12 protein-coding genes and 4 tRNA genes are annotated in these 14,774 nt (G+C 55.9%); 9 read left to right on the top strand and 7 right to left on the bottom strand.

Going from position 1 to position 14,774, the window contains the following annotated elements; genetic code table 11:
- Positions 1-76: 76 nt before the first annotated feature.
- The 9 genes from clpP to HHJ17_RS05915 all read left to right on the top strand — a co-directional run bounded on the left by clpP (position 77) and on the right by HHJ17_RS05915 (position 7,443).
- Positions 77-697, top strand: coding sequence for an ATP-dependent Clp endopeptidase proteolytic subunit ClpP (gene clpP / locus HHJ17_RS05955; RefSeq protein ID WP_296498893.1), 621 nt, complete (start codon positions 77-79; stop codon positions 695-697).
- Between the two features lie 116 nt (positions 698-813).
- Positions 814-2,079: an ATP-dependent Clp protease ATP-binding subunit ClpX gene (gene clpX, locus HHJ17_RS05950; RefSeq protein ID WP_296498891.1), complete on the top strand. Its 1,266-nt coding sequence runs from the start codon at positions 814-816 to the stop codon at positions 2,077-2,079.
- 122 nt (positions 2,080-2,201) lie between these two features.
- The gene (lon, locus tag HHJ17_RS05945) at positions 2,202-4,643 is read left to right on the top strand and encodes an endopeptidase La (RefSeq protein ID WP_296498889.1); all 2,442 of its coding nucleotides are present in this window, start codon (positions 2,202-2,204) and stop codon (positions 4,641-4,643) included.
- 63 nt (positions 4,644-4,706) lie between these two features.
- Positions 4,707-4,782, top strand: a tRNA-Gly gene (locus HHJ17_RS05940).
- Positions 4,783-4,815: 33 nt separating this feature from the next.
- Positions 4,816-4,891, top strand: a tRNA-Gly gene (locus tag HHJ17_RS05935).
- Positions 4,892-4,938: 47 nt separating this feature from the next.
- A tRNA-Cys gene (locus tag HHJ17_RS05930) sits at positions 4,939-5,012 on the top strand.
- An 80-nt stretch (positions 5,013-5,092) separates the two neighbouring features.
- Positions 5,093-5,186: transfer RNA gene (locus HHJ17_RS05925), tRNA-Leu, on the top strand.
- Positions 5,187-5,200: 14 nt separating this feature from the next.
- Entirely contained in the window at positions 5,201-5,839 is a 639-nt protein-coding gene (locus tag HHJ17_RS05920) for a DUF6806 family protein (protein WP_296498885.1), read from the top strand.
- Positions 5,840-6,204: 365 nt separating this feature from the next.
- Entirely contained in the window at positions 6,205-7,443 is a 1,239-nt protein-coding gene (locus HHJ17_RS05915) for an HD-GYP domain-containing protein (protein ID WP_296498882.1), read from the top strand.
- 179 nt (positions 7,444-7,622) lie between these two features.
- On the opposite strand, the gene HHJ17_RS05910 is transcribed toward HHJ17_RS05915, so the two are convergent.
- From HHJ17_RS05910 to HHJ17_RS05880, 7 genes are all read right to left on the bottom strand, one after another.
- Positions 7,623-8,897, bottom strand: a complete 1,275-nt coding sequence (locus HHJ17_RS05910) for an acyl-CoA dehydrogenase family protein (RefSeq protein WP_296498880.1) — start codon at positions 8,895-8,897, stop codon at positions 7,623-7,625.
- Between the two features lie 45 nt (positions 8,898-8,942).
- Positions 8,943-10,028 carry a phosphotransferase gene (locus HHJ17_RS05905; protein ID WP_296498879.1) on the bottom strand — a complete coding sequence of 362 codons (1,086 nt, stop codon included), beginning with the start codon at positions 10,026-10,028 and terminating at the stop codon, positions 8,943-8,945.
- 24 nt (positions 10,029-10,052) lie between these two features.
- Complete coding sequence (locus HHJ17_RS05900) at positions 10,053-10,772, bottom strand: Crp/Fnr family transcriptional regulator (RefSeq protein ID WP_296498876.1); 720 nt, start codon at positions 10,770-10,772, stop codon at positions 10,053-10,055.
- Positions 10,773-10,864: 92 nt separating this feature from the next.
- A complete protein-coding gene (locus tag HHJ17_RS05895) occupies positions 10,865-11,644 on the bottom strand; it encodes an oxepin-CoA hydrolase, alternative type (RefSeq protein WP_296498874.1) in 780 nt (259 codons plus the stop codon).
- An 11-nt stretch (positions 11,645-11,655) separates the two neighbouring features.
- Positions 11,656-13,176, bottom strand: a complete 1,521-nt coding sequence (locus tag HHJ17_RS05890; RefSeq protein ID WP_296498873.1) for a 3-hydroxyacyl-CoA dehydrogenase — start codon at positions 13,174-13,176, stop codon at positions 11,656-11,658.
- 104 nt (positions 13,177-13,280) lie between these two features.
- Entirely contained in the window at positions 13,281-14,288 is a 1,008-nt protein-coding gene (locus tag HHJ17_RS05885; RefSeq protein WP_296498871.1) for a D-2-hydroxyacid dehydrogenase family protein, read from the bottom strand.
- 153 nt (positions 14,289-14,441) lie between these two features.
- Positions 14,442-14,759 carry a hypothetical protein gene (locus HHJ17_RS05880; protein WP_296498868.1) on the bottom strand — a complete coding sequence of 106 codons (318 nt, stop codon included), beginning with the start codon at positions 14,757-14,759 and terminating at the stop codon, positions 14,442-14,444.
- Positions 14,760-14,774 lie beyond the last annotated feature (15 nt).

The following is a 14,774-nucleotide window of genomic DNA, read 5'->3' as shown; positions in this document are numbered from 1 at the left end:
GGTACAGTACAGGCCGTAAGTAAAAAAACCTTGCCGGACAAGCTAAAGCGTTGTCCTCAACTGATTAGGAATAAACATGAACGTGCGATTTGGTGCAACGGAAACGCAAGCTTTAGGCATGGTGCCTATGGTGATTGAGCAATCAGGTCGCGGTGAGCGCTCTTACGACATTTACTCCCGCTTGCTCAAAGAGCGCGTGATTTTCCTGGTGGGTCCGGTCAACGACTATGTGGCGAATCTGGTGGTGGCGCAATTGCTGTTTTTGGAGAGTGAAAATCCGGACAAGGATATTTCGTTCTATATCAACTCACCGGGCGGTTCGGTCAGCGCGGGCATGGCTATTTATGACACCATGAACTTTATCAAGCCCGATGTGTCTACTTTGTGCACCGGTATGGCGGCCAGCATGGGCGCGTTTTTGCTGGCGGCTGGCGCCAAAGGCAAGCGTTTTTCCTTGCCCAATTCCAAAGTCATGATTCACCAACCTTCGGGCGGCAGCCAGGGTCAGGCCACCGAGATTGAGATTCAGGCCCGCGAAATCTTGAAGACGCGCGAGCAACTCAACAAAATCTTGGCAGAACGGACCGGTCAGCCATTGGATCGTATTGAGAAAGACACCGAGCGCGACTATTACATGTCCGCTGATGAATGCAAGGAATATGGCCTGATCGACAAGGTTATCTCAAAACGGGCATAACAGCCCCTGGGTGTTGGTCGAGGCGGTTTAGTTTCGATCGCGGTGCTTTCTATCAAGGAAGACACCGTTTTTATTTGAGTATCATTCGGTAATTTTCCGAAAAGGGTGTAGTTCACATGGCCGAAAAAAAGGGCTCCTCCAGCGAAAAAACTCTTTATTGTTCTTTTTGCGGCAAAAGCCAGCATGAAGTCAAGAAGCTCATCGCTGGTCCGTCGGTATTTGTCTGCGACGAGTGCATTGATCTTTGCAATGAGATCATTCGCGATGAATTACCTGCCAGCACCGAAGCCCTTAAAGCGGGCGATGAATTACCCACACCTTCTGAAATCAAGGCCAATCTGGATAATTACGTCATTGGTCAGGAGCCGGCCAAACGGACACTGGCAGTGGCAGTCTACAACCACTACAAACGGTTGAAGCACAAAGAAAAAGCCAAGAAAGATGACGTCGAGTTAGCCAAAAGCAATATTTTGCTGATTGGCCCGACCGGTTCTGGCAAGACGCTGCTGGCGCAAACGCTGGCGCGCATGCTGGATGTGCCTTTTGTGATGGCCGATGCGACCACTTTGACCGAAGCCGGCTACGTGGGCGAGGACGTTGAAAACATCGTTCTGAAGCTGCTGCAAAGCTGTAATTACGAAGTCGAACGGGCGCAACGCGGCATTGTCTATATTGATGAAATCGACAAGATTTCCCGCAAGTCCGATAACCCTTCCATCACGCGTGACGTGTCGGGTGAGGGCGTGCAGCAGGCTTTGTTGAAACTGATTGAAGGCACCATGGCCAGCGTGCCACCGCAAGGCGGGCGCAAACATCCCAATCAGGATTTCGTTCAGGTCGATACCACCAACATTTTGTTCATTTGCGGTGGTGCATTCTCTGGGCTGGAGAAAGTGATCGACAACCGTACCGAGTCGTCGGGTATCGGTTTCGGGGCTGCCGTCAAGAGCAAGGAGCAGCGTAGCCTGACTGAAGTCTTCAAGGAAGTGGAGCCGGAGGACTTGATCAAGTTCGGCTTGATTCCTGAACTGGTGGGTCGTATGCCGGTGGTGGCAACGTTGGCCGAGTTGAGTGAAGATGCGCTGGTACAGATTTTGACAGAGCCTAAGAACGCCTTGGTCAAGCAGTACGGAAAACTGTTGGCCATGGAGGGCGTCGAACTTGAAATCCGTCCTTCGGCTTTGAAAGCCATTGCCAAAAAGGCGCTGGCACGCAAGACGGGCGCGCGCGGTTTGCGTTCGATTCTGGAGCAGGCATTGATTGACACCATGTTCGAGCTGCCCAATGCCTCCAATGTTGACAAAGTCGTGGTGGACGAGTCCACCATCGACGAGAACAAGCCGCCATTGCTTGTCTATCGCGAGACCGCCAAGAAGGCTTGATTTAGCCCGTCTTTGCGGGCGTTTACTCAAATTTGAGGCGTACGTAGCCGGTCAATAATCATTCGCGGGTTGAAAATCCGCGTCTACGATCCATATTTAACAGGTAACGAAAAGGTTTCCCAATGTCTGGTCATACCCCACTGCCTGCCACCCCTCTTGATTTGCCGCTGTTGCCTCTGCGCGACGTGGTTGTTTTCCCGCACATGGTGATCCCGCTTTTTGTGGGTCGGCCCAAGAGCATCAAGGCGCTTGAAGCCGCCATGGAGGCGGATCGCCGCATCATGTTGGTGGCGCAAAAGGCCGCCGCCAAAGACGATCCCTTGGTGACCGACATGTTTGATGTCGGCTGTGTTTCGACCATCCTGCAAATGTTGAAATTGCCTGATGGCACGGTCAAAGTGCTGGTCGAGGGCCAGCAGCGCGCTCGCGTGAACAAAATTGAAGAAGGTGAGTTGCATTTTTCAGCCAATGTGACACCGGTTGAAGCGCTTGCAGAGCCTGACGCCAAGCCACGCGGTAAAGCCAGTGAAGTCGAAGCACTGCGCCGCGCCGTGATGCAACAGTTTGACCAGTACGTCAAACTTAATAAAAAAATACCGCCTGAAATCCTTACGTCCATTTCAAGTATTGATGACGCTGGACGTTTGGCCGACACCATCGCTGCCCATTTGCCGTTGAAGCTGGATAACAAGCAGGCTGTGCTGAATCTGGCGGGCGTCAAGGAACGTCTTGAAAATCTGTTTGAGCAAATCGAACGCGAAGTAGACATCCTTAACGTAGATAAAAAAATCCGTGGTCGCGTTAAGCGACAGATGGAAAAAAATCAACGTGATTTTTATCTGAATGAACAGGTGAAAGCCATTCAGAAAGAACTGGGTGAAGGCGAAGAGGGCGCTGACATCGAGGAGATCGAGAAAAAGATCAAATCCGCCAAGATGCCGAAAGAAGCGCTGAAAAAGGCCGAGGGTGAGCTCAAAAAATTGAAGCTGATGTCGCCCATGTCGGCAGAGGCTACCGTGGTGCGCAGCTATATCGATGTGTTGACCGGTTTGCCATGGGCTGGCAAGACCAAGATCAAGCATGATTTGGGAAATGCGGAGCAAGTGCTGAATGAAGACCACTACGGTCTTGATAAGGTGAAAGACCGCATTCTTGAATATCTGGCAGTGCAGCAACGCGTAGAAAAAGTGAAGGCGCCGATTCTTTGTCTGGTGGGACCTCCTGGCGTGGGTAAGACTTCGCTGGGTCAGTCAATTGCCAAGGCGACGGGTCGGAAGTATGTGCGCATGGCCTTGGGTGGCATGCGTGATGAGGCTGAGATTCGTGGCCACCGCCGCACCTATATTGGAGCGATGCCGGGCAAGGTGCTGCAAAATCTCTCCAAGGTTGGCACGCGTAACCCGCTCTTTCTGCTCGATGAAATCGACAAGCTTGGAACTGACTTTCGGGGTGATCCATCGAGTGCCTTGCTAGAGGTGCTGGACCCGGAGCAAAACCACAAGTTTGGTGATCATTACGTTGAAGTTGATTTCGACTTGAGTGACGTCATGTTTGTGGCGACGTCCAACTCCATGAATATTCCTCCGGCCTTGCTGGATCGAATGGAAGTGATTCGTCTGTCCGGGTACACCGAAGACGAAAAAACAAGCATTGCCATTAAATTTTTGCTGCCCAAGCAGCTGACGAACAATGGCGTTCTAGCGGAAGAATTGCAGGTCAGCGACGAGGCAGTGCGTGACATTGTTCGCTACTACACCCGTGAAGCGGGGGTGCGTTCGCTGGAGCGCGAACTCTCCAAAATTTGCCGCAAAGTGGTGAAGGGTTTGCAGCTTAAAAAGATGGTAGCGCAGGTTAAAGTGACGGCTGACAATCTCAATGAATTCCTCGGTGTTCGCAAGTACTCCTATGGTCGCGCCGAGCAACAAAACCAGGTTGGTCAGGTCGTTGGCTTGGCTTGGACCGAGGTTGGTGGTGATTTGCTGACGATTGAGGCGGCCATGATGCCCGGTAAAGGCGTCATTGCGCGCACGGGTTCACTCGGCGATGTGATGAAAGAATCGGTGGAGGCTGCACGCACTGTGGTGCGGAGTCGTTCGCATCGCTTGGGTATCAAAGATGAGTTTTTTGAAAAGAAAGACATTCATATCCACGTGCCTGATGGTGCCACGCCCAAGGATGGCCCCAGTGCAGGTGCTGCGATGACCACTGCCTTTGTTTCTGCCATGACGGGTATTCCCGTGCGAGCTGATGTAGCCATGACCGGCGAAATCACTTTGCGCGGTGAAGTAACCGCCATTGGGGGTCTCAAGGAAAAATTGCTGGCCGCATTGCGTGGTGGCATCAAGACAGTGCTGATTCCTGAAGAAAATGCCAAGGACTTGCAGGATATTCCGGAAAATGTGAAAAATGGTCTTGAGATTGTTCCCGTGCGCTGGATTGATCAGGTGCTGGAAATTGCATTGGAGAGAATGCCTACGCCATTGCCTGAGGACGAGCCTGTCGTTGCTGCGGCTGCAGCGGTTGTGGCGCCTGCTCCCGAGTTGGCGGGATCGGTTAAACACTGATCTCTTTTCGTTCTCGTTTTTCAATTTGGCTAAATAAGTAAGCTATAATTTGAGACTAGGAACGCGGGAGTAGCTCAGTTGGTAGAGCGCAACCTTGCCAAGGTTGAGGTCGAGAGTTCGAGACTCTTCTCCCGCTCCATTGTAAAAAATGGAGATTTCGTTTCTGGTTTTTGCGGGAGTAGCTCAGTTGGTAGAGCGCAACCTTGCCAAGGTTGAGGTCGAGAGTTCGAGACTCTTCTCCCGCTCCAAATTCTAAAATGGGAAGCATGCGCTTCCCATTTTTGTAAGAGACGTTGGCGCGATAGCAAATCGGTTATGCAACGGATTGCAAATCCGTGTAGCCCAGTTCGACTCTGGGTCGCGCCTCCAAAAAATGTCGGCTTAATTCTGGTCATTAAGCCTCGCCAGTTGAACTGACGAGGTCTTTTTGTTTCAAAATAGACAGCTGCGCCCGGGTGGTGGAATTGGTAGACACATCGGACTTAAAATCCGCCGCTTTCCTGCATAAGGGGCGTACCGGTTCGATTCCGGTCCCGGGCACCACTACACTCACACCCATGCCACGCTATAACGCTCCTTTTGAGATCCATGTTCATGGTCAGGTGGCCTTGCGCGCCGATGTTGTTTTTGAGCAGTTGCAAGACGCTCTCAAGCCGCTGTGGAAGTACGCTGGCGCACGCTCGTTGTCGGATGCGGCCAGCAGTTCGTATGAAGATGAGCCAGGCATCAAGTTTGATCCGCAGGAGCATCTGTTGCAGATGTGCTGGACCGTCGCGGGTGACGATGATTTCCGTCAGGTGCTTGACGAAATGTGCATGAATCTGAATGAATTAGCGCAATCAGGGGCGGCGATCGAAGTCACGTTTTATGACGCTGAATTTGACAATGAGGACGAAGAGGAGGCGTCGGACGCCGAGTCGCGTGATGATTTTGTGATGCTATTCGTTGGACCAGACCCCGCCGCCATCATGCAGGTTCAGCGTGACTTGCTGGTGCAGGATGTGGTGAACATGATGGAGCGGCATTTTGATGGCGCTGAGCTCGGTGGCGTGGTCGCTGAAATCGACAAGTTATTCAGCCAGCGTTTTGATGATCTGGTCAGTTCCCTGCAACTTGGAAAACCCCCGCGTGGTTCGGGTGGTGGCCACGGCGGTGTGGGTCATGGTGGAGGGCGCAAGCCGCGTCATTTGCACTAAGGTACCTGGATCCGGTCTTCAGTGCATAGCACGTATTGTGATTGAAGCTCTTGAGATCAACGACGGTTTGGCTATTTCGTCAGGCGTCATTTCCCAGATTGACGTTGGAACCAACATCATGTTGCTCAGTCATCAGTCGCTAACAAACGTTATTGCAAAAACCAAGTAAATTGATCCTGGTTGCGCTGGAAATTACATGTTGCCGCTGGCCACTCAAGGGCAAACTGCCCGGGCCCCAGAACCTGAAGAGGCGGCCTGCACTGGCGGTGTGCTCAGTTGCGAGGTTGCGATGTACTTGTGCAACAGTTGGGTCTGTCTGTACGTGAACGTTGAGGTCTATACTCAAATTTGTAACAGAACCCGTCATGCTCAAACGTATCAATGTTAATCAGCTCACGCTTGGGATGCATCTCACGGAATTTTGTGGCTCCTGGATGGAACATCCATTTTGGCGCACCGCTTTTGTCCTGACCGATGCCACAGACATTGAAGCCATCCTGGCCAGCAGTATCAAAGAGGTGTGGATTGACTGTGAAAAAGGGCTGGATGTTGCCGCCGGGGAAACCGCTGTTTCCGAGGCCGAGTCGGAAGCCCAGGTTGAGGCTGAGTTAAAACTGGTGGCTGATGGGCAACGTCAAATAGCACCGGTTTCGGCTGCTGCTGAAATTGAACGCGCAACCAAAATATGCCAGCAAGCCAAACAGGCGGTGGTCTCCATGTTTGAAGAAGCACGGATGGGCAACACCGTGGATGTGGGCGGCGCGGAACTGCTGGTCGAGGAAATATCCGACTCGGTTTCCCGTAACCCTGGGGCACTGATCAGCTTGGCCCGTCTCAAAACGGTAGACGATTACACCTACATGCATTCGGTGGCGGTGTGCGCCATGATGGTGGCACTGGCCAAACAATTGGGTTTGGATGAAGCCCAGACGCGCTCCGCCGGCTTGGCCGGGTTGCTGCACGATTTGGGTAAAGCGCTCATGCCGATGGCGGTACTCAACAAGCCCGGCAAACTCACGGATGCAGAGTTCACCATCATCAAGAGCCATCCGGTGGAGGGGCACAAAATGCTGTTGGTCGGCGTTAACGTTGATCCCATGGTGTTGGATGTCTGCCTGCATCACCATGAAAAAACAGATGGTTCAGGCTACCCCAGGGGCTTGAAGGGGGATGAGATCAGTCTTTTTTCCAAGATGGGGGCGGTGTGTGATGTGTATGACGCCATTACCTCCAATCGCCCGTACAAGCTAGGTTGGGACCCGGCTGAATCCTTGCGCAAAATGGCCGAGTGGACGAGTGGTCATTTCGATCCCACCGTGTTTCAGGCCTTTGTAAAAAGTATGGGGATTTATCCCGTTGGCTCACTGGTCCGACTGACCTCGGGGCGCATTGGTGTGGTGGTCGAGCAGACCGCCAAGTCGCTGACCACGCCCCGTATCAAGGTGTTCTTTTCCACCAAATCGAACATGCGCATCCTGCCGCAAGTGATCGATCTGTCCCATCCCGATACATCAGAAAAAATTGCCGGTCGGGAAGACCCTGCCAAGTGGCATTTTCCTGATCTCAATGAGTTGTGGTCAGGTTTGCCGAAAGCACCTTGGTGATTTATTGTTTCAGTACGTTCCCCGCAGGATGTAAATCAATCTGCCTATTGGGGGCGGGCCAGGCGTAGAACCTGATCATCGAGGTATTGATATGAAATCATGCGCTAGCCCCCGTCAGATATGCGCAGGTAGCTATAGAAATAGAAGCGTCAGCCACGAGATGGCTAACGCTTCGTCGTCTAGCAACCGCGCGTAATCGGCATCTCGACCGGCTTGGGGTTGACTGCGTATTTGCCCAGCTCCATCTTGGCGATGGCATTGCGGTGAACTTCGTCCGGACCATCGGCAAATCGCAAAGTGCGGGCATTGACGTAAGCGTAGGCCAGCGGAAAATCATCGCACATGCCAGCACCGCCATGCGCTTGTATGGCCCAGTCAATCACCTGGCAGGCCATGTTGGGGGCCACCACCTTGATCATGGCAATCTCGTTTTTGGCTAATTTGTTGCCGCCGACGTCCATCATCCAGGCCGCTTTGAGGGTGAGCAGGCGCGCCATGTCGATCTTGCAGCGGGCCTCGGCGATGCGTTCCTGGGTCACGGTTTGGGCGGCGATGGTTTTACCAAAGGCGACGCGCGAAGCGGCGCGTTTGCACATCAGTTCCAGGGCGCGTTCGGCCTGACCAATCAGGCGCATGCAATGGTGAATGCGCCCCGGGCCAAGGCGGCCTTGCGCGATTTCAAAACCACGGCCTTCCCCCAGCAGAATGTTGCTTACGGGCACCCGGACGTTTTCAAACAGGACCTCCATGTGGCCATGCGGTGCGTCGTCGTAGCCCATGACATTGAGCGAGCGCACGACGGTCAGGCCGGGTGTGCTGGCAGGTACCAAGACCATGCTTTGCTGTGAATGGCGATGTGCATCCGGGTTGGTTTTTCCCATGGTGATGTAGATGGCGCAGCGTGGGTCGCCCGCACCGGAGGTCCACCATTTCCGGCCGTTGATGACGTAGTCGTCACCCTGACGCTCAATGCGGGTCTCAATGTTGGTGGCATCACTCGATGCGACGTCGGGCTCGGTCATGGCAAAAGCGGAGCGGATCTTGCCTTCCAGCAAGGGCTTGAGCCAGCGCGCCTTGTTTTCTTCGGAACCATAGCGGGCGATGGTTTCCATGTTGCCGGTGTCGGGGGCGGAGCAGTTGAAAACTTCGCTGGACCACATCACCCGGCCCATGATTTCGGCCAACGGCGCGTACTCCTGGTTGGTCAGACCGGCACCGGTGTAGCCGGAGGCGGTGGCACTGTCCACCGGCAAAAACAGGTTCCACAAGCCGGCGGCCTGTGCCTTGATTTTGAGGTTTTCAATGGTCTGCAGCGGTGTCCAGCGTTTACCGGCTTCCGTGTTGGCGGCAATTTCGGCGTGGTAGGCGCCTTCGGCGGGGTAGACGTTGTCGTCCATGAACTTCTGCAACTTGGCTTGAAGCTCTTTTGTTTTGGGTGAGTAGTCAAAGTCCATGGAATCTCCAGTTGTGTCGGGTTAGAAAAAGGGGCAACAGTCAGCTCATGCCTGCTGGGCAAATTTCCAGGCCATCTGGGCCAGCGGCTTGGCACCGGCGCCTGAGCTCACGGCCTGCGCACTGGCCGCTGTGCCCATTTCGGCGCGCTTGGCGATGCCCTGCAGGATGGCGGCGATGCGAAACAGGTTGTAGGCCATGTAGAAATTCCAGTCTGCCTTAAGCTCGGCGGGGGTGGTCAACCGGGTGCGCTCGCAGTACAAGCGGATGTACTCTTCTTCGGTCGGAATGCCCAGGCTGGCCACATCGACCCCACCGATGCCACGAAACGCGCCCGGTGGAATGTGCCAAGCCATACAGTGGTAGCTGAAATCGGCCAACGGGTGCCCTAGCGTGGACAGCTCCCAGTCCAGCACCGCCACGATGCGCGGTTCGGTCGGATGAAACATCAGGTTGTCCAGCCGATAGTCGCCGTGCACGATGCTGACCATGTGCTCAGCGCGGGCCATCGCTGGAATGTGTTGCGGCAGCCATTCCATGAGCTGGTCCATCTCGTCAATCGGTTGTGTGATGGAGGCTACATATTGTTTGCTCCAGCGACTGATCTGGCGGTCGAAATAATTGCCGGGTTTGCCATAACCAGCCAGCCCCCGTTCCGCAAACTTGACTGTGTGCAGGGCCGCGATGACGCGATTCATTTCGTTGTAAATCGCAGTACGCTCAGACGGACTCATGCCGGGTAAGGTTTGATCCCAGAGAATACGGCCCTGCATGAATTCCATCACATAAAAAGCCTTGCCAATGATCGCCTCGTCTTCGCACAGGCAAAACATACGGGGCACCGGCACATCGGTGCCGTACAAGCCGCTCATGACGGCAAATTCGCGCTCAATCGCATGCGCGGAAGGCAGTAATTTGGCCACCGGGCCGGGTTTGGCTCGCATTACATAGCATTGCGTCGGCGTGTTGAGCTTGTAGGTCGGGTTGGACTGGCCACCCTTGAAGGACTCAACGGTCAACGGCCCGGCAAAACCAGGCAGGTTTTGTTCCAGCCAGGCGGACAGGGCGGCAACGTCAAACGCCTGCTTTTCGGAAACGGGTTGTGTGCCCACGAAATGCTCAAAATCGCTCATGGTGTGGTGCTTCCTGGTGTGGTTCTAGTTATCTGATTCGATGATGAGCATCAGGGCTTTGCGGTTGCGAATGACCAGACCACCCGGCTCGATGCGAATGGTTTCCTCGCGCTCCATCGATTTGAGTTCCTGATTGACGCGCTGGCGGGAAGCGCCCAGCAACTGGGCCAGCTCTTCTTGCGCTAATTGCAGGCCGATGCGTACCTCGGAGCCATCGCTGAGCGAAGGCACACCATAGCTGCGAATCAGATGCAGCAACTGTTTCGCCAGCCGCGCCCGCAGCGGCAGCGTGTTGAGGTCTTCCACCAAACCATACAGCTGGCGGATACGGCGGGCGTTCAGTCGTAACAGCGCTTCGTAAAGTTCGGCGTGCAGCGCCAGAATTTTCTTGAAGTCGGCTTTGGCGACACACAGCGTCGTCGTGTCGCCATGCGCATACGCATCGTGGGTGCGCCGGTCGCCGTCGAACAGCGAGACGTCGCCAAACCAGATACCCGGCTCCACATAAGTCAGGGTAATTTGTTTGCCGGAGAGAGAGGTTGAGCTGACCCGCACGGCGCCAAGCGCACAGGCAATCCAATCCTCCGGCGGCTCGCCGCGGGCCGCTATGAGTTCGCCATCTTTGTACCGTTTGACGTAAGCGCATCGCAGTATGTCGTGTCGCAGTGAAGGTGAAAGGGTTGAAAACCAGCGACCAGAGTTGATCGCCTCGCGTTCTTCGATGGTAAGAATAGGATCGTCCATTGCCTGTCTTGTGGGTGACTGAAAACGTCCCCATTGTCGCGCGAGGGACGCGCGTCAAGGCCAAGGGTTGTCACCTGCGTGTCTGCAGGTGTTTATTCGAAACGCGGCGGGGTCTTGCTCAAGAATGCCGAAATGCCGAGGCCGGCATTGACATGGTGCAGGTTGCGCACAAAGTGATCGCGCTCACGGGCGAGTTGTTCCACCAGCGTGGTGTGGTCCGAGTTGTTGATCAACGTCTTGATACTGGCAATGGCGTTGGGCGCCCGCTCATTGAGCCGATCCGCCAGCGTCAGCGCTGCCGACCGTGCTGTGCCGGGTAAGGTCAGCCGGTTGACGATTCCGAGGTCGTGCAGGCGTTGCGCCGTGACGTTGTCGCCACACATCAGCAGTTCGGTCACCAGTTGACGGGGCAGCGCACGCGCCAGACTCCAGCTGGCACCGCCATCAGGTGACAGCCCGATGTTGCTGTAAGCCATGACGAAAACCGCATTGTTGGCGGCCACAATGAAGTCGCAGGCCAGCGCCAGGGAAAATCCGGCTCCTGCGGCCGCACCTTCCACCGCGGCAATGACTGGCTTCGGAAATGTCCGGATGGCTTCGATCCAGTTGTGAAAGGCCTCAATGCTCTCGGCCTGGACGTTGGCGGGCTGCTGCCGGTTGGCCTGCAAACGCTGCAAGTTGCCGCCAGCGCTGAACACGTCGCCTTCGCCCACAATGACGACCGACCGAATGTCGCTTGAGTTCTCAGCCCGGCTCAAGGCCTCAATGCCTTCGGTGTAGATGGCCGGTCCAAGGGCGTTGCGGTGTTCGGGGCTGGCGAGTGTCAGGACCAGCGTTTGGCCTTCACTGCTGCGTTTGAGTTCGGCTGTCATGGAAGTTCCTTTTATTCTTCTTCGTGCAACAGGCTCAGGCCGATGGCGCCGCGCCGACGCAACCACGGGCTGGGGCGATAGCGAGGATCGCCATAGACGGTTTGCATATTGAACAGCACTTCCAGCACGTTGGTGGGGCCATACAGATTGCCCATCGCCAGGGGGCCCATCGGGTAGCCCAGACCCAGCGTGACTGCGGTTTCAAGGTCAGTCGGCGAACAGACGTTTTGCTGGCAGATGTCGGCGGCAATGTTGACCATGTTCGCCACCACCCGCTGCGTGACAAAGCCGCCGCTGTCCCGAATAACGCTCACGGCCTTGCCGTCGCGCGCCATCAAGGCGTGGGCCGCCCGGCGCATGTCGGTCCGGGTCGCCGGGTTGGTGGCCAGCACGCGCCGTTGGGTGGCGGCATCGTCCACCAGCATGTCGATGCCCAGGGTGCGTGCCGGATCGAGCCGTTCGACCACCGCCACCGTGGTGATGTCAAACCCGAGCGGTGCCACCAAGGTGAGCGCCATCGAGGAAGGCGAGGCGCCGGTCTCGATTTTGGCGCCCAGGTTTTTCAGCAGCAAGAGCAGTTCGGCCCGGCGTGAAGCCCGGGGCGACACCCAGACCGGCGGCATCTCGGCCACCTGTGGTGGCGGGGGCTCCGGGCTGATTTGGGCGATGCCGTTCTCATAGCGGTAAAAACCGTCGCTCACTTTTTTCCCAAGCACGCCCCCAGCCAAGCGCTGGGCGGTGATGATGCTGGGCCGGTAACGTGGCTCCTCAAAGTACTGGTGATAGATCGACTCCATCACGGGATGGGAGACATCCAGCCCAGTCAGGTCCATCAATTCAAACGGTCCGAGCTTGAAGCCGATCTGGTCTTTCAGAATCCGGTCGATGGTGGCGAAATCGGTGACGCCTTCGCTGACGATGCGCAGCGCTTCGGTGCCATAACCGCGACCGGCGTGGTTGACAATAAAACCGGGTGTGTCTTGCGCCTGCACTGGTGTATGCCCCATTTGCCGGGCGTAAGCGGCCAGATCGGAACAGACGCTGGCGCTGGTTTTGAGCCCGGCGATGACCTCGACCACCTTCATCAGGGGAACCGGGTTAAAGAAGTGAAAGCCGGCAAACTGCGCTGGCCGTTTCAGTTGTGCCGCAATGGCCGTTACCGACAGCGACGACGTGTTCGTGGCCAATACCGTGGTTGGACGAACCAGTCCCTCCAGTTCGGCGAACAGGCTGGCCTTGATGTCCAGCCGCTCCACCACGGCCTCCACGATCAGGTCGCAACTGACGAGTGCGGTGAGTGCGTCCGCACATTGCAGGCGGGATTTGTACAAGACGGCCTGGGCTGCATCCAGTCGACCTTTTGCGCACAGCTTGTCCCATTGCGAAAAAACAGCAGTTTGCGCCGCACGCGTCGCGTCAAGTTGCATGTCAAACAGCAGCACGCTGCTGCCGGTTTGCGCGGCAATCTGGGCGATGCCCCGTCCCATGGCACCAGCCCCTACGATGCCGACAGTGGAAAAAATTGGTTTCATGCGCCGGATTATGACCCGGCGCAATCAAGCATTGGCGCGCTCTTCCCAAGGAGAAAAGCAATGTGGTGATGGCCTGTCTTTTTACGACCAGCTTGGCGGGAAAATCAGCGACGAACCTGCAATGATCCCGGGTTGACGATGTTGGTCGGGGTGCCCTTGATGAAGTTGATCACGTTGTCAAACGCGGCGCCAAAATACATCTCGTAACTGTCTTGCTCGACATAGCCGATGTGTGGCGTGCAAATGCAGTTCTCCAGTCGCAACAGGGCATGGCCCTGCAGGATCGGTTCAGTCTCAAACACGTCAATGGCGGCCAAGCCAGGTCGACCCCGGTTCAGTGCGCAGATCAGGGCGTCAGGCTCGATCAATTCGGCGCGCGAAGTGTTCACCAGCAGCGCGGTGGGTTTCATGCGCGCCAGATCATCGAGCCGGACAATGCCGCGGGTTTCTTCCGCCAAGCGCAGATGCAGCGACAGCACATCACTTTGTTCAAAAAATTCCTCCCGACTGGACGCGGCTTGAAACCCGTCCAGAATGGCTCTTTCTCGTGAAGGCGCTCGGCCCCAGACCAACACGTTCATGCCAAAAGCTTTGCCGTAGCCGGCCACCAGTTGCCCGATCTTGCCGTAGCCAAAAATACCGAGGGTCTTGCCTTTGAGGACGGTGCCCAGTCCAAAGTTCGGCGGCATGGAGCCGGCTTTTAACCCCGATTGCTGCCACACCCCGTGCTTGAGATTGCCAATGTAGTGCGGCAAGCGTCGCATGGCTGCCATGATGAGCGCCCAAGTCAGTTCGGCGGCGGCCACCGGCGAGCCGGAACCCTCGGCGACGGCAATGCCGCGTTCGGTGCAAGCGACCACGTCGATATGCGGGCCGACACGCCCGGTTTGCACAATCAGCTTGAGCTTGGGCAGCTTCTCGATCAGCTGGCGGGTGATGTGTGTGCGCTCACGATTGAGCACAATCACGTCAGCATCTTTGAGGCGGACAGACAACTGGCCCAAGCCTTTGACGGTGTTGGTGTAAACCTTGGCTTGGTAGGTTTCGAGTCTGGCTGCGCATTCGAGCTTTCGAACCGCATCTTGGTAATCATCCAAAATCACAATATTCATATGATGTCATTGTGCCTTGCCAATGGCCGTGTTCTTGGAATCGGGGTTTTCTTCACAGCGTTACGGATTGTAAAAACTGCGCACAAGTGGCGAGCGCGTCCCGTTAGGCTGCCTGAGGAACTGCCCGGTGCCTCAGCTGGCGAGTGGAATGGGTCAGTGAAATGCCGCTTCACGCGCCGCCAGGCGGTCCAGTTCGGCACAGACATCGGCCATCCGTCCCGAGATCACCATGCGCCCGACCTGCGAGGGGGGCTGGTCGGCGTCCAGAATCCGTACGATTCGCAGCGGCCGGTGTACTGAAATACGGGAGAAATTCTGAAGCGCGTCCCGTGCATGCAGGCTGGTGTGGGCTGCGGAACTGATGGCAAATTCATGGGCCATTCTGCTTTGTGCTGGGGTCGGCATGAGCCAGCGCCACAAGCCTTGCAAGGGGGCCAAAACGCCGGGAATCACAAATGGAGTCGTGTTCATTTGAAGCCTTTAATC

Source organism: Rhodoferax sp. (genome assembly GCF_012927445.1).
GTDB lineage: Bacteria > Pseudomonadota > Gammaproteobacteria > Burkholderiales > Burkholderiaceae_C > Rhodoferax.
Note: the sequence above shows the minus strand (reverse complement) of the source record. Positions and strands in the feature narration are given on the sequence as shown.

What these genes read in the sequence shown, in the direction of transcription:
- HHJ17_RS05920 (WP_296498885.1), top strand. Translation starts at nt 5,201, where the DNA reads ATGCCACGCTATAACGCTCCTTTTGAGATCCATGTTCATGGTCAGGTG.
- HHJ17_RS05915 (WP_296498882.1), top strand. Translation starts at nt 6,205, where the DNA reads ATGCTCAAACGTATCAATGTTAATCAGCTCACGCTTGGGATGCATCTC.
- HHJ17_RS05895 (WP_296498874.1), bottom strand. Translation starts at nt 11,644, where the DNA reads ATGACAGCCGAACTCAAACGCAGCAGTGAAGGCCAAACGCTGGTCCTG.
- HHJ17_RS05885 (WP_296498871.1), bottom strand. Translation starts at nt 14,288, where the DNA reads ATGAATATTGTGATTTTGGATGATTACCAAGATGCGGTTCGAAAGCTC.
- HHJ17_RS05905 (WP_296498879.1), bottom strand. Translation starts at nt 10,028, where the DNA reads ATGAGCGATTTTGAGCATTTCGTGGGCACACAACCCGTTTCCGAAAAG.
- HHJ17_RS05890 (WP_296498873.1), bottom strand. Translation starts at nt 13,176, where the DNA reads ATGAAACCAATTTTTTCCACTGTCGGCATCGTAGGGGCTGGTGCCATG.
- lon (WP_296498889.1), top strand. Translation starts at nt 2,202, where the DNA reads ATGTCTGGTCATACCCCACTGCCTGCCACCCCTCTTGATTTGCCGCTG.
- clpX (WP_296498891.1), top strand. Translation starts at nt 814, where the DNA reads ATGGCCGAAAAAAAGGGCTCCTCCAGCGAAAAAACTCTTTATTGTTCT.
- HHJ17_RS05900 (WP_296498876.1), bottom strand. Translation starts at nt 10,772, where the DNA reads ATGGACGATCCTATTCTTACCATCGAAGAACGCGAGGCGATCAACTCT.
- HHJ17_RS05880 (WP_296498868.1), bottom strand. Translation starts at nt 14,759, where the DNA reads ATGAACACGACTCCATTTGTGATTCCCGGCGTTTTGGCCCCCTTGCAA.
- HHJ17_RS05910 (WP_296498880.1), bottom strand. Translation starts at nt 8,897, where the DNA reads ATGGACTTTGACTACTCACCCAAAACAAAAGAGCTTCAAGCCAAGTTG.
- clpP (WP_296498893.1), top strand. Translation starts at nt 77, where the DNA reads ATGAACGTGCGATTTGGTGCAACGGAAACGCAAGCTTTAGGCATGGTG.